Annotated in this window: 10 protein-coding genes; 3 read left to right on the top strand and 7 right to left on the bottom strand. The window is 62.7% G+C overall.

The window, feature by feature from the left end; genetic code table 11:
• Window positions 1-60: 60 nt before the first annotated feature.
• From GBB14_RS06605 to zomB, 5 genes are all read right to left on the bottom strand, one after another.
• Window positions 61-1,089 carry an alpha/beta hydrolase family protein gene (locus GBB14_RS06605; protein ID WP_151529035.1) on the bottom strand — a complete coding sequence of 343 codons (1,029 nt, stop codon included), beginning with the start codon at window positions 1,087-1,089 and terminating at the stop codon, window positions 61-63.
• A 313-nt stretch (window positions 1,090-1,402) separates the two neighbouring features.
• Entirely contained in the window at window positions 1,403-2,413 is a 1,011-nt protein-coding gene (locus tag GBB14_RS06610) for a decaprenyl-phosphate phosphoribosyltransferase (RefSeq protein WP_151529036.1), read from the bottom strand.
• Complete coding sequence (locus GBB14_RS06615; RefSeq protein WP_151529037.1) at window positions 2,410-2,928, bottom strand: phosphatase PAP2 family protein; 519 nt, start codon at window positions 2,926-2,928, stop codon at window positions 2,410-2,412. Before GBB14_RS06615 ends, GBB14_RS06610 begins: the two co-directional genes overlap by 4 nt.
• Window positions 2,921-4,894 carry a glycosyltransferase gene (locus GBB14_RS06620; protein WP_151529038.1) on the bottom strand — a complete coding sequence of 658 codons (1,974 nt, stop codon included), beginning with the start codon at window positions 4,892-4,894 and terminating at the stop codon, window positions 2,921-2,923. The genes GBB14_RS06615 and GBB14_RS06620 overlap by 8 nt, the downstream gene beginning before the upstream one ends.
• A gap of 178 nt (window positions 4,895-5,072) precedes the next feature.
• On the bottom strand, window positions 5,073-6,866 hold the full coding sequence (zomB, locus tag GBB14_RS06625; RefSeq protein WP_192796132.1) for a flagellar motor control protein ZomB: 1,794 nt from the start codon (window positions 6,864-6,866) through the stop codon (window positions 5,073-5,075).
• Between the two features lie 73 nt (window positions 6,867-6,939).
• On the opposite strand from zomB, the gene GBB14_RS06630 reads away from it, so the two are divergent.
• Both GBB14_RS06630 and GBB14_RS06635 read left to right on the top strand, forming a co-directional pair.
• Window positions 6,940-8,133 (top strand): trans-acting enoyl reductase family protein, encoded by a 1,194-nt coding sequence (locus GBB14_RS06630; protein WP_151529084.1) that lies wholly within the window; start codon window positions 6,940-6,942, stop codon window positions 8,131-8,133.
• Window positions 8,134-8,136: 3 nt separating this feature from the next.
• A complete protein-coding gene (locus GBB14_RS06635; RefSeq protein WP_151529039.1) occupies window positions 8,137-8,997 on the top strand; it encodes a mechanosensitive ion channel family protein in 861 nt (286 codons plus the stop codon).
• Here the strand turns inward: GBB14_RS06635 and GBB14_RS06640 are convergent.
• Window positions 8,994-10,361 (bottom strand): MFS transporter, encoded by a 1,368-nt coding sequence (locus GBB14_RS06640; RefSeq protein ID WP_151529040.1) that lies wholly within the window; start codon window positions 10,359-10,361, stop codon window positions 8,994-8,996. The two genes, GBB14_RS06635 and GBB14_RS06640, sit on opposite strands and share 4 nt — an antisense overlap.
• Before the next feature lie 411 nt (window positions 10,362-10,772).
• The gene (gene glf, locus GBB14_RS06645; protein ID WP_151529041.1) at window positions 10,773-11,918 is read right to left on the bottom strand and encodes a UDP-galactopyranose mutase; all 1,146 of its coding nucleotides are present in this window, start codon (window positions 11,916-11,918) and stop codon (window positions 10,773-10,775) included.
• Between the two features lie 225 nt (window positions 11,919-12,143).
• On the opposite strand from glf, the gene GBB14_RS06650 reads away from it, so the two are divergent.
• On the top strand, window positions 12,144-14,333 hold the full coding sequence (locus GBB14_RS06650) for an N-acetylmuramoyl-L-alanine amidase (protein WP_151529042.1): 2,190 nt from the start codon (window positions 12,144-12,146) through the stop codon (window positions 14,331-14,333).
• Window positions 14,334-14,362: the final 29 nt, after the last annotated feature.

Raw genomic sequence — 14,362 nt, forward strand, 5'->3', positions numbered from 1 at the left:
CCTCCCTGCCGAGCGTGACTCGTGCGGGGAGGCGGGTGCTGTCGCAGTCGCTATGCGGGATTAGCGGGCGCGCATGCCATCCAAGATCCAGCCCTCGGACTGGTGCAGCTGGAAGTTCCACTGTGCCCAATCGTGAATACCGATGAGCGGGAAGTTCGTGGTGAAGTTCAGGCCGGCCGTGCGGGCCTTAGCCTCCCACATGCGGGTGGAGGCAAGGGCGCTGGCCTCCAGCAGGCCGCCAGCAGCGATCACGTTCGGCGGCAATTTGCGGGTGATATCCGGGATACCGGAGGCAGCAGAGATGTAGACATTCGTGCCATTGGCGCGCAGCCTATCCACATTCATGAAGGGGTCTTCCGCCACCCGGCGCGGATCCGCCATAGAGGAATACATGTTCAAGATGTTGTAGCCGCCCACATCAAGCAGAGCGAGGCCAAGGAGAATCTCCATGCCCGGCAGAGTCTGGGTGAGGTAGCCGGAGAAGGACGCAACCTGACGGAATCGATCCGGGTGGTTGGCGGCCAGGTTCATGGCAGCGGTGCCGCCCATGGACAGGCCGATCACAGCGTTGTTGTTGTGCGCCACACCGAAATGAGCAGCCAAGTAGTCCGGCAGCTCCTTCGAGAGGAAGGTGTCCCACTTGTAGTTCACGTAGTTTCGGGGATCAACGGTGGCATCGCCGTGCCAGTCGGTGTAGAAAGAACCAGCGCCGCCCACCGGCATCACGAGGGTGATGTTGTCATTGAGGAACAGGCTCGGTGCGGCAGTCTCAAAGGTCCACGCATTGGCGGAGTCTTGAGCACGCATGCCATCAAGCATGTACAGGCCCGCATTGCCGCCGCGGCCAGCAGGCTGAATCTGGACCGTTACGTTGCGGCCCATAGCGTGGGAGTAGACATCACACCGTTGAATCCAGTGCATGCTCCTATCCCACTCGCACTGTCCCGTGCTGTCCGGCCGCAGCCAGTCGCGGTTGCCGGCCTGGGCGTTCGAGCTGGTCGCCACCATGACGCCGAGCGCAGTGCAGAGGGCCAGCAACACAGCGGCGATGGTGCGTCCACTGCGTCGCAGCGAGGCTGCATAATTCATGGTTCTCCTAGAAAAATCTTAACTCTCTGTCATTCGTACACCCAGCGCATCCCGTGACGGCTAGGCGCTCTACGTCCCCGCCCCTGCTCAGGGCATAGGGGTAGCGCGTCCACAGTGTGAATCGATCACCGTGACTCATTTGTTACACAGCTAAACGCTACACCATGAAAAAGGGGAACACCCAAGAAAAAAGTGCCGCCTTAGTTAGGCGACACTCGCGCGCACGGGCGCAGATATCGGAAATAAACTGCGCCTAACTGATATTTTCCCTAACTCACGCTAAGGATTAAGGCCCCGTCTCACGCCCCACCTACTAGAGGGTTCCTGGGGCTAAGTAGACGGCCAAAACAATGCACAGGATCCACAGCACGGCCAGGGTTTGCAGCGGCCGATCCCGCAGGGCCACCTCATCGGGGGCGCCGCCCTCGCCGCGGTCGATATCCGAGGCATAGCGCATGATCGCCACGGTGAAGGGCACCATAGAGATCTGGTACCACACCGCTCCATCGCCATCGGCGGCCTGCGCCATCTGGAAGCCCCAGAGGGCGTAGAAGATGATCACGGCAGTGGCCGCCATCTGCCAGACGAAACGCAGATAGGTGGGGGTATAGCCCTGGAGGGACTTGCGGATCTTTGCTCCGGTCTCCTGCGCCAGCAGATACTCGGCATAGCGTTTGCCGCCGGCCATGAAGAGCGAACCGAAGGCAGCCACCAGCAGGAACCACTGGGAGAGCGCGATGCTGGCGGCCACACCACCTGCCATGGCGCGCAGCATGAATCCAGAGGAGACCAAGGCAATATCGATCACCGGCTGGTGCTTCCAGCCAAAGCAGTAGCCAAGCTGCAGCACGATGTACACAGACACCACCACGGCGAGGTTCGTCCCCGAGGTCGCCAGCAGCGAGACGCCGACAGCACCCGCAATGAGAACGAGCGCCATGCCATAGGCCACGCCCACGGGCAGTACCCCGGCGGCGATGGGCCGGAAACGCTTGACGGGATGCTCGCGGTCAGCCTCCACATCGCGGGCGTCATTGATCAGATAGATCGACGAGGCCGCCATGCAGAACACGGCGAAGGCGATCACGATATCGCGGAAGGTGGTGACGGTGAACGCCTCCACACCGGCAGCCAAGGGGGCGGCCACCACGAGCACGTTTTTCACCCACTGCTTCGGGCGCAAGGCCTTGAACATGCCATCCAGCAGGTTCCGGGGCGGCTGGTGCTGGGAGCCCACGTCCAAGCCGCGGGTGTGCGGTTCTGAGCCAATCAGGCCGGTGTCCTGGTCCGCGGGACCAGCATCGTGGGCCTCAGTGCTCGTCATACTATCTCCTTCAGCTTGTCCTCTAGCAGCGTGTCCACCAGCTCTGCACTGAGCCAGCCCAGAGCGGCACCAGCGGCCACATCCGTGGGATAGTGCACCCCCAGAACGAGTCGCGAGGCCATCATGAGCGGCACCCCGACCAGCGGCGCGGGCGAGCCCGTGACATGGGCGGCATAGGCCAGCGCGGCGGTGGTGGAGGTCGAATGCGACGAAGGGAAGCTTAAGCGCGAGGGCGTACCCACGCCAATTAGGATTCGCTCATCATGCGGTCGTCGCCGCCGAACGATGCGCTTAATAATGACGCTCGCGGCATGGGAACTGAACGCGGCGGCGCTCAGCCCGAGCCATTGACCGCGGCGGGGCCGATCAACGGCGGCAAGCACCAGCCCCGAGCCCATCCAGCCAGCGGCATGCTCACCGAAGAAAGACATGCCGCGGGCGAAAGGAAGCACCAAGGGGGCGTCGAAAAGCCGCTGTTGAATGGCCACCAAGATGTCGGCTTCAGCCTTACTCATCAAAAATCTTCCCCCAGGCCTCGCGCGAGGTCAACACCTCGTGGTGCGCCCGGTAGAGGGTACGCAGTTCCTCGAAGCGCTCGGCCACTTCCTTCTGCAGACTGCGGGATTCCTCCCATAGCGCCTTCGCCTTGGCGCGATCGCGCTTGCGGTATACCACTCCCCTGCCATCGGCGGTGGTCACGGTGGCGCCGTCCACGCGGGACAGCGAGAACCAGCGGGCCTCGAGCGGCGAGAGATTGGCCTGCGGCACCTCGTGATGGGTGTCGTTTTCCTTGGACAGCGAGTGCTTAATGCCCTTGGCGAGCCACACGGCCTTCTTCAACGGTGCGAGACGACCGCCAATGTCGTGGGTGGGCACGCCCGGAATGCCGGTGGCCTTGGGCAGCTCTGCGGCGGTGGGCAGCACCACAGCGTCGGGATAGTCCTTGCGTATCTGCTGAATGCGCGGCAGCGAGGACTCGAGGATATCGAAGAGCCGCTCCGGGCCTGCCAAGAAGTCCTTCATAGCCTCGTTCTGGATCGCCACGGTGGAATACTCCAAGCACATGAGGTGCTTGAGGGTGGCCTTGCGCATGGACTTAATGATGCCGTCCACCGATCCCTCATGATTCAACGCGGCCACGATCAGGCGATTACGCAGGTGGAAATAGGCCTGCCAGTCGATGGCATCGTCTTTATCGGACCAGGCCATATGCCAGATGGCCACGCCCGGCCAGGTGGCGGTGGGATAGCCATGGGCCCCGGCGCGCAGGCCGAACTCGGCGTCGTCCCACTTAATGAACAGCGGCAGCGGCTGCCCGATCTCCTCGGCCACCACGCGCGGAATCATGCACATCCACCAACCGTTGTAATCCACATCGATGCGGCGGTGCAGGTCGCGGGAGTGGGGTGTGCCGGGCTTATCGCCGAAGTCGCCGCGATCGCTCAGCGGGTTCTTGGCGAAATCGTGGTCATAGTGCACAAAGGGAGCGGAGGTCCACATGAAGATGGAGCGATCGATCACCTCGCCCATGGAGTGCAGGTGGGAGCGTTCCTGCAGGTTGAGCATTTGCCCGCCCACGAGGATCGGGGAGGTGGCGTAGCGGGCCACCTGCAGGGCGCGCAGCACCGAGTCGGGTTCGATGGCGATGTCATCATCCATGTAGAGGATGTAGGGCGACTGCTTCTCGCCGGCCGCACCTGTGCCATCGGTCCCTCCGAGGGCCTCGTACATGATGCGGGAATAGCCTCCGGAGCCGCCGAGATTGCCTTGGCGGAACTCAAAGAAACGATCGCCAAAGGCAGCCACGGCATCGGCATAGCCGGGCTCATCGGCGGGATGCTTATTCCCCTGATCGGGCATGATGACGGTATCAATCACCGCATCCACATCCGGATCAGAGGCCAGGGCCTCGAGGGCCGCCACGGCATCGGCGGGGCGGTTGAAGGTGGGAATGCCCACGGTGACGCGCGGCTCGAAGGGACCGACGGTGCTGCCATCGGGCATCACCTGCGGTTGCGGGGCGCAGGGGGCGTACCAGCCGGCCTTGGTGATGGTCACCTCGCTCTCGCTGGTGACATCGAACCAGAGCCAGCCGCCGTCCTCGAAGGGGGCGAGGGAGCATTCGAACTCGATCACGCCGCCCTCGCTGAGACCACCATCGACGGCGATCCGGGCACCATCTATCTTGGATCGGTAGACGTCGATACGTGCGTCGCCGTCCATCTCCAGGCGCAGCACCACGGAGTCCAGCTGGGACCAGCGGCGCCAGTAGCTGGCGGGGAAGGCATTGAAATAGGTCTGGAAGGAGACCTCACAGCCCTCGGGAATCGTCACTGCGGTGCGGCTATCCCACCGGGCGCGGGCAGGGTTTTGCTCCGACTCGATCAGATAGAGCATCCGCACATCACGCGGCTCGCCGCGCTTCGGCAGCAGCACACGCTGCAGCTGTTCCACTGCGAGGAACTTGGTTTCAGCACTCATAAAAAGTTCTTAGGCCTTCCGATTCTTCGGGCACGTTTTATCTGCATCAACGATAGTCGCCGCCCCGCCTATACGCCGCCACACACTCGTGGCGGGGAGAAAAATGTGAGGGGCATCAACCCTCTCTCCTGCGTTTATCGACGCCATCCCGCCGCCACCGCGACGCGACAGGCGAGCCCTAATTCCAGGTGATGGGCTTCCCGCTCGACGCCACATCGCTGTAGGTTTGGGGGTCGACCTCCACCGTGAAGATGCCCTTGCCGCTCAACGCATAGCGGATATTGGCTAAGAAACGGTGCATGCTCATCGGCTCGCGATAGCTGGCGGCCAGCTCCTGAAACTCAGGGGTAACCAGGGCGTGGCGAGCGGCCTCGACGGCCTCGCGATCCACTCCTGGTGGCAGGCGGTTGATGTCTGTGGAGGATTCGGCCAGCACCCAGGGCAAAGAGAGTAGCTTGTCGTGGCCGATGCGCTCGCTCTCCAAGCGGGGGGATCGGGCCGCCAAGGGGGTGGCGAGCCCCACCGGCTCCAATACGCGCACGTCCAGCGGGGAGTTCATGCTGGTCATGCCGAGATTGATGTAGTTAATCGTGGGCGCGAAACGATCAAAATCCCCCTGCCCCGTGGTGCGAGGATACACCGCCCAGTGCCGCTCATCGGTCTCGGGATTAATGGCCAAACCGAGGACGGCAGCCTCCCCATTCTCGGCCAACTGCAATGCCTCGGGGAAGCCCTGCATACTGGGAAAGGTGAGGAAGTTCTCGGCCACAAGCAGCGGCTCGGTCTGTGGGTCGCGGCCGGTGGTTTCATAGTAGAAGCCGCGCTCATCCACGATGTTCAGATCCGAGTCCTTCTCCGGGATCTCCCATGGATGGCCGCGATAGGCGACCGTGCCCGACCAGCCGGCGATCAACACCGCCTGCACCGCCAGCGCTAGGGCGATGGGGCTGCGTTCCAGCCGCAGCGGCAGCACCGCCGCGGGCAGCAGGAGGGCGAATAGCGGCAGCAAGAGCATACGGCCGTGCATGAAGTCACCGCCGACCCGCAGCACATAGAGCACATGCACTAAGGCGCAGGCCTCGAACACCCCGGTGACAAGCACCGGCCGGCGCTGGGCGGTACTGCCCAATGCGGCCGTGCCGGCCATGAGCGAGATGACGGCCAGGGCCACCGGCAGCACATAGGGATGGCTGAAGTCGCGGAGATAGTTCAGGCCCGAGGCCCATTCCGCCCCGCTGGCGGATTTCGCCACCGCTGTCTGCGGTACTAGCACCCCGTAGTAGCCCATGCGGAAGATCTCATAGGCTAGGGGTACTGGCAGCGCCGCCGCGAGCACGACGCCGCGCGAGCGCCAGCTCTGCGCCCCCACAACCAGCACGATGATTACGACCCCGCCGTAGAGCGCCAACTCGGGGCGCACCAGCCAGCTCATTCCGGCGACAAAACCGACGAGCGGGGCGGCGATATCATCGAAGCCCCAGCGCAGCAGCACCCACCACAGCACGGCGAGATAAAAAATAGAGAGCCCCCACTCCAGCCCGGAGGTGGCGAAATCTCGTGCAGGGGGCAGGGCGAAATACACCAACATGCCCACAGGCAGCAGGATCACTGTGGCCCCGCGATAAAAACGCGCCGAGGCTAGTACCCCGATCACTCCAGCGCCCGTGGTGAATAGCAACGCCAGCGCCAAGGCCACCATCTCCAGACGAGCATGGGTGAGCACTCCGCCCACATAAATAAGGTATTGCCACAGCGTGGAGGTATTGGCCTCCACGCGCTCGCCGATGTTGAACACTGGGCCGTGGCCGGCCTGAAGATTGCGCACCGTGCGCAAGACGATGAGGCCATCATCACTCATCCAGCGGCGCATCCAGCCGCCCACGAAGGCGAAAACGGCAACAAGCAGGGCGGACGCTGCAGTAGACAGCGCTAGCGGGGTGCGGCGGGTATGGCGGCGCCGGTGTCGGCTCATGACAGCACAGTCTAGCAGCGCCCGGATGCTCCAGCGCCTTAGAGGAGGTGGAGACTGTTAGTCTATGGACTCTATGAGCAGCGCTAACCCATCCCGTGACTACGACATTGTGCTCTTCGGCGCCACGAGCTTTGTGGGCCGAATAATCGCCCGCTATCTGCTGGAGCACGGCGGCGAGCGCCGACTATGCTTCGCCGGCCGCTCCGAGCACACACTGACTGAACTCTATGGTGAGACACAGGTGCCCGTGCGCGTTGCCGATGCCAACGACGCGGCGGCTATGGCCGAGCTCGCCCGCAGCACCCGGGTGATCATCACCACCGTCGGCCCCTACGCCCGCTATGGCCGGACGCTGGTGCGCGCCTGCGCCGAGGCCGGCACCCACTATGTGGATTTATCCGGTGAGGCCGAGTTTGTCCAAGATAGTGTCCGCGAGCTCGACGACCTAGCCGCAGCAGGCGGGGCGAAAATCATCCACTCCTGTGGTTTCGACTCTGTGCCTTCCGATCTGGCCTGCTGGTTGCTCGCTGAGCACTGTGGCGGCCAGCTCGGCACGGTGCAGATGGTGGTCTCCGACCTGGTGGGCGGGGTCTCTGGCGGCACCATCGCCTCCATGCTCAACTCGCTGCGCACTGGGCGCCCCGCGGCCCGCCACCCCTATGCATTAAATAATGAGCTCTACGGACCTGCACCCAGCGAGGAGGCGTCGTCACGCCCCCGTTTGGGACGCGGGGAAAGCCTCGCGCCGTTCTTTATGGCCGGCTATAACGTGCGCCTAGTGCGGCGTTCGGCCTGGCTCCTCGACTATGGCGAGTCTTTCCGATATAGCGAGGTGCACGATCTCGGATCACGGCCGCGGGCGCTCGCCTTCACCGCTGTGCTGGGCGGGATCAGCTACCTCGCGCAACGGGACTGGGGGCAGCGGGTGCTGCAGCGGCTATTCCCCGCCCCGGGAGAAGGCCCCAGCGAGCAGCAGCGGGCCACAGGGCGCTTCACGGTGACCACCACCGAACTAGCCAGCGGCCACAGCGTGCGGATCCACCACGACCGCGACCCCGGATATGACAGCACCGCGCTGATGATCAGCGAGATTGCGCTGTCGCTTCTCGACGCGGACTCCCCTGCCACCGCCGGCGTGCTCACCCCGGCCACCGGCGGCGGTGCGGCCGCGCTGCGCCGCCTCCGGGCAGCCGGAATGGACATCCGCACCTGCCCGGCGGGGGCAGCTCACCACCCTGATTCTTCTGCCGACGAGAGAAAGACATAAAACATGCTGGCGACTATTCTGGCGCAGCAGTCCAGCGCCGACGAGGGCGGAGTCACCGCCGATCAAGTTCAACAAGCGGTGCGCATGCTCACGTGGGAAAAGGTGGGCATTGGCGCCCTGATCTTCCTCATCGGCTGCATGCTCGCCTGGGTGGTGCTCAAGCTGACGAAGCCGCTACTCGTCACCGTGGGGCGCGCCCCGGTCTCGGCGCGGGCCTTCGCACAGATCGCAGCGTGGGCCGTCACCATTATCGCCTTTGGCGTGGCCATTACCTACACCTTCCCCTCGATTAAACCGGTCAATATCATTGGCGGCTTGGGTGTGGTGTCCATCGCCGCCGGTATTGCCTTCCAAACCGTGCTGGGCAACATGTTTGCCGGGCTGGTGATTCTTATGCGGGAAAAGCCGGTGGTGGGCGATCAGATCGCCATCGAGGATATTTCCGGTACCGTGACGGACATTAATCTCTCCACCACCACGGTGCGCACCTTTAATGGCCGCCAAGTGCTCATCCCCAATGGCACGGTGCACACCTCGATGATGACGGTGCAGACCCACAACGAGTGGGTGCGGACCTCCTTCAACGTGGAGATCCGCAACCCCAAAGACTATGAACGGGCCCGGGTGATCGCCATAGAGGCGCTCAATGCCGAGCCCGCTGTGCTCAATGAGCCGGAGCCGGTGGCCGTGCTCCGCGATGTGGTGGGAGGAATGGCCACCATGGAGATCCGATTCTGGTCCGGATCTCGGCAGATGGAAACCGTCACGTCCATGGACGCGGCGATCGTGGCGGTGATCAAGGCCCTCGCGGCGCAAGACGTCACGATTGGCCCGACCACCGTGGTGGAGATGGAGGAGAACTAGGCGTTCTTCACCTTTTCTGCGTGGGCCTGCATGAGCCGCCGCTCATCGCGGCCGACCAGTGCGAACAGCAGCACGGTGATCACGCCGAAGACAATGAAGATAGTAAAGGCCATATCCCAGCCATAGTTCTTCACTACGACGCCGACGCCGGTAGAGGCGAGCGTCGCACCCAGCAGGTAACCGAATAGGCCAGTGAAGCCTGCGGCGGTGCCGGCCACATTGTGCGGGGAGAGGTCAATGGCCTGCAGCCCAATGAGCATCACGGGGCCGTAGATGAGACCACCGATCATGCCCACGAGCAGAATGAGCAGCCACATCGGGGTGCCCACCGGAAGCAGCCAGTAGAAGAGAATGCACACCACCACACCGGCGCTGAAGAGCATGCCGGCGCCGGAACGCCAGCCGCGGAACACCTTATCGGAGATCACGCCGCAAAGGATGGTGCCGACAATGCCCGCGAGCTCGAAGGTGGCGAAGCCCACCAGGCCACTGCCGATCTCTGCGTGGTGCTTATCGTGCAAGAACACAGTGATCCAGTTGAGCACGCCATAGCGCAGGGCGTAGACGAAGACGTTGGCGATGGCCAGCATCACGATGGTGCGGTTGGTGAGCACGTGCTTCAACACTCGCTGCAGCGTGCTGGTGCCATCGTCCTCGACGGCATCCACCTTGGCGGGGTCGTGGCGGTATTCTTCGATGGGCGGCAAGCCTTCGGCCTCGGGCCGGTCGCGCACCAAGAGGAAGCCGATGGCGGCCACCACGAGGGCGACCACAGCCGGCACCCAGAAGGCGACCTCCCAGGTATCGGGGAACATCCACAGTCCGAAAGCGATGAGGGCGGGCAGGGCCGCGCCGCCCACATTGTGGGCGGTATTCCACAGCGAGGTTTTAAAGCCGCGCTCATTCGTGGAGAACCAGTAGACGAGGACGCGACCGCAGGGCGGCCAGCCCATGCCCTGCACCCAGCCGTTGATGAACATGACGGTGGCGAACACCGTGACCGAGGCGGAAACCCACGGCACGAAGGCGATGAAGAGATTCACGATCGCCGAGAGCGCAAGGCCCAGCGGCATGAAGTAGCGGGCATTGGAACGGTCAGAGACCATGGCCGAGAAGAACTTGGACAGCCCATAGGCGAAAAGCACAGCATTGGCGATCACGCCAACGCCGACCACATCGATTTCGCTGTCTTTCACCAGCAGCGGCGCCACCGCCGAGATGTTGTTGCGCACCAAATAGAAACCGGCGTAGCCGATGAAGATACCCATGAACACCTGCAGGCGCAGGCGCGGGTAGAGGCGGTGAATTTCTTCAGAACTCTTGCGGGGGGCTGCCGGCGGGGCAGCGAGCCATGACATACTCATGATCTCTTCCGAGCTCCTTTTCTCTTAACAATCTGAATAGGACCAGTGTTCTGCGGGATCCACTTCCCCCCTTCGGGCGCGGCGCGCAAGCAACACCATTTCTCAGATTAACGCCGGCTAAGAAGAACACTCTGAACATCATTTGCTTCGCCTACGTAAGAGTTAGTTAAGGGGCGGGATTCCCGCAGCTTAACCCCACCGCCTTCCCCCATGACACCCCTCGGGTTGTGACGATTCTCTCCGCTTGGATCTGTGCAATCACCAGATTAACCCACCCGCACAGGGGTAGTTAGGGCACTAACGATACCTCTTTAGACATAAAGAAAACAGGGCCGAGGCGGCGCAACCGGTCTCGGCCCTGTGTATGAGGGGTGACGCCTGCGCGAGATCGCGTCGATAAGCGAAAGAAGGCTAAAGGATATCGCGCAGCTTGTTATCGAACATGCTCAGCGCGGAAGCGATAGCCATGTGCATATCCAGGTACTGATAGGTGCCCAGGCGGCCACCGAAGAACACCTGATTGCGCTCCTCCTCTTCCTTGGCGAGGGCACGGTAGCGGCCGAGAATATCGCGATCTTCCGGGGTGTTGATCGGGTAGTACACCTCATCATCGCCCTCGGCAAAACGGGAGTACTCCTTCATGATCACGGTTTTGTCATTCGGATAGCCATCACGCTCCGGGTGGAAGTGGCGGAACTCGTGGATGCGGGTATAGGGCACGTCCGCATCGTTGTAGTTCATCACCGAGGTGCCCTGGAAGTCGCCCACCGGCAGCACCTCAAGCTCGAAATCAAGGGTGCGCCAGCCGAGACGCCCCTCGGAGTAGTCGAAATAGCGATCCATGGGGCCGGTATAGACCACGGGCACGCCGCTATAGCGCTCGCGCACCTCGAACCAGTCGGTATTCAGCTGTACCTCGATGAGCTCATGCTCGGCCATCTTCTCCAGCCACGCGGCATAACCGTCCACCGGCAGCCCCTCGTAGGTGTCATTAAAGTAGCGGTTATCGAAGGTGTAGCGCACCGGCAGGCGGGTGATATTCGATGCCGGCAGCTCCTTCGGGTCGGTCTGCCATTGCTTGGCGGTGTAATCCCGAATAAACGCCTCATAGAGGGGGCGCCCGACCAGCGAAATGGCCTTTTCCTCGAGATTCTGGGCGTCATCGGTGTCCACCTCGGCGGCCTGCTCCTCGATGAGAGCCTTGGCCTCCTCGGGGCTGTAGTACTTGCCAAAGAACTGCGCGATCAGCCCCAGTCCCATCGGGAACTGATAGGCCTGGCCATCATGCATCGCGAAAACACGGTGCTGATAGCCCGTGAAGGAGGTGAACTGGTTCACGTACTCCCAGACCCGTTTATTGGAGGTGTGGAAGAGGTGCGCGCCATAGCGGTGCACCTCAATGCCCGTCTCCGGCTCCTTCTCGGAATAGGCGTTGCCACCGAGATGCCCACGCTTTTCGACGATCAGCACCCGCTTACCCAGTTGCGAAGCAGCACGCTCCGCAACCGTGAGCCCAAAGAGGCCTGAGCCCACAACGATGAGGTCATAGTCAGTCATATCTCCGAAGCTTAACCAAGTGCCCCCAGCAAAGGGTGATGGCGGGGCCGCGAGGCGGAAGAACCGGAAGGCACAATGCCCAGCATATGTGGACATGTCAACTTCCAGATTGGCCTCACACCCTGCACGCGAGCCACATTCGTATCAATTTCCCCAGCTTTATACTAAGATTTACAAGGATTCATTTAAGTTTCTCCAGCAACAACCCTCAGGGGGCAATCCATAGTGCAGCAACGACGACGGTTCCTCGGCCGAACGGGGCGGCCGCTCACTGCCATCGTGGCGGCGGCAAGCGTGATCCTCGGCTCCGTAGTAGCCATGAACTCCGAAACCATCCGGCCCACCGACTCAGTCGCAGCCGACCCGATTAGCGTTAGCGAATCCTCCATCTCCTTCGACAGCGGCGACAACGTAGTAGTAGCTGACCCCGCCGTAGACAGCCAAGGCGAGGACGAGGGTGAACGCACCGTCAAACAATTCACCCGCGACGAAGAATTCTCCATGTTCGCGCTCACCTGGGACGGTACCAAGGACTTTGTCGCCCACTTCCGTGCCAAGGACGACGCCGGCAACTGGGGCCCCTGGTATGAGGCAGAGCCCCTCTACGAGACCAGCGGCGGCGAGAAGGACGGCACCGAGCTGATCTATCTCGCTCCCACCCACTCCGTGCAGGTCTCAGTGACCAACGTGGACTTGGTCTCCGGTGGGCCCACCAACCTCGATGCGGTATTCATCGACGGCAACGCCTCCACCGACCCGCGTGCCGGCATCGACCTGGCCGCCGATTCCGATGGCATGCCCAGTATGATCTCCCGTGCAGGCTGGGGCGCGGACGAGTCCAAGCGCTGCATGAGCCCCACCTACGATGACCACGTTTCTGGGATCACCGTGCACCACACCGCGGGCAGCAATAACTACACCGCCGCCCAGGCGGCCGCCCAGGTGCGCGGCATTTATCACTACCACGCCGCCACCCTCGGCTGGTGCGACATCGGATACAACGCACTGGTAGACAAGTTCGGCAATATCTACGAAGGCCGCGCCGGAGGCCTCAACAAGGCCGTGCAGGGTGCACACGCCGGTGGCTTCAACCAGAACACCTGGGGCATCTCCATGATCGGCAACTACTCCGCCCAGAACCCCACCACCGCCACCATTGAGTCGATGGGCAAAGCCATTGGCTGGCGCACCGCCGTCGAGGGCCTCGACCCCACCGGCTCCAGCATCCACTACTCCGAAGGCAGTCACTACACCAAGTACCCTGCCGGTACCGCGGTGAAGCTGCCGAATATTTTCGCGCACCGCGACGTGGGCAACACCACCTGCCCCGGCGATGCCGGCTACTCGCAGATGCTGAAGATCCGCACCATCGCCAAGAAGACCTACGACGCCATCAACGCTGGCGCGGTGGGTACAAGCAGCGACACCGAGACCTCCACTGCGGAGAGCAGCACGTCGACGACCGCTGCGGAGACCACCACGGAATCCACCTCGGAGACCACCAGCGAGAGCAGCACTGCCGAGACCAGCACCACGGAAACCACTCCGGAGGCCACCACGGAAACCGCTGCGGAGACCACGAGCGAGAAGGAGCCCACCCCGGCCACCTCGACCACCACGCCTGCCGCAACGACGACCACGTCTTCTGCTAGCACTTCATCGAGCACTGCGGAGACCACCTCCGAGACCACCAACAACAAGGAGCCCACCCCGGCTACCTCGACCACCACGCCTGCGGCGAAGGAGCCCACTCCGGAACCGGCGGAGGACTCTGCGAAGGAGCCCACCTCGGATTCTGAGGTGGATCTCACTGGCCAGGCCGATCAAGAAGCGTCCGCGCTCTTCTCCCGCGCCCTCGGTGCCATCATCGATCATGTCCAAGGCCGCAGCGTCGATGTCTCCGAGATCCTCGACATCGTGGGCTCCATCTTGGCCCTCGTGCTCAATTCCGAGAACGCTCCGGGCATGCAGAATGGTGCGCTGGATGAGGTGGGCAATATCCCGATGATCGATGCTCTGAGCATCGCCGATCTGCCGGTGTTTGTGCCGAAGAAGATCACCACCACCGGCGACAGCGTCGAGTCGCAGAAATACAACGAGATCGACAACCGCTTCGGTCCCGTATTGGGCAGCCCGCGCGGTGGCGTGCACTACGCATCGCCCTCGGACGCCGTGGGCGAGCTGCGCTATGTGCCCTTCACCGATGGTGTGATCATCTCCTCCCCCGATGGTGGCACGCACGCGCTGTGGGGCGAGATCGCGGATGCGTGGGCCTCGACCGGACTCGACGCCGGCATCTTGGGCCTGCCGACCAGCGATCAATACGCCACTGATGACGGCTACCGAGTGGACTTCATCGGCGGCCACATCAGCTACAACCCCACGGATGGCAGCCTCGAGATCATCGCCCGCTAGGCGTCCAGTTCAACGCGAACCGCTGGCTA

Origin of the sequence: Corynebacterium sp. 51B, assembly GCF_008930785.1 — a bacterium.
GTDB lineage: Bacteria > Actinomycetota > Actinomycetes > Mycobacteriales > Mycobacteriaceae > Corynebacterium > Corynebacterium megadyptis.

Bases quoted from the DNA above. Each gene is read 5' to 3' on its own strand.
- GBB14_RS06605 (WP_151529035.1), bottom strand. From the start codon at position 1,089: ATGAATTATGCAGCCTCGCTGCGACGCAGTGGACGCACCATCGCCGCT.
- GBB14_RS06610 (WP_151529036.1), bottom strand. From the start codon at position 2,413: ATGACGAGCACTGAGGCCCACGATGCTGGTCCCGCGGACCAGGACACC.
- GBB14_RS06615 (WP_151529037.1), bottom strand. From the start codon at position 2,928: ATGAGTAAGGCTGAAGCCGACATCTTGGTGGCCATTCAACAGCGGCTT.
- GBB14_RS06620 (WP_151529038.1), bottom strand. From the start codon at position 4,894: ATGAGTGCTGAAACCAAGTTCCTCGCAGTGGAACAGCTGCAGCGTGTG.
- zomB (WP_192796132.1), bottom strand. From the start codon at position 6,866: ATGAGCCGACACCGGCGCCGCCATACCCGCCGCACCCCGCTAGCGCTG.
- GBB14_RS06630 (WP_151529084.1), top strand. From the start codon at position 6,940: ATGAGCAGCGCTAACCCATCCCGTGACTACGACATTGTGCTCTTCGGC.
- GBB14_RS06635 (WP_151529039.1), top strand. From the start codon at position 8,137: ATGCTGGCGACTATTCTGGCGCAGCAGTCCAGCGCCGACGAGGGCGGA.
- GBB14_RS06640 (WP_151529040.1), bottom strand. From the start codon at position 10,361: ATGAGTATGTCATGGCTCGCTGCCCCGCCGGCAGCCCCCCGCAAGAGT.
- glf (WP_151529041.1), bottom strand. From the start codon at position 11,918: ATGACTGACTATGACCTCATCGTTGTGGGCTCAGGCCTCTTTGGGCTC.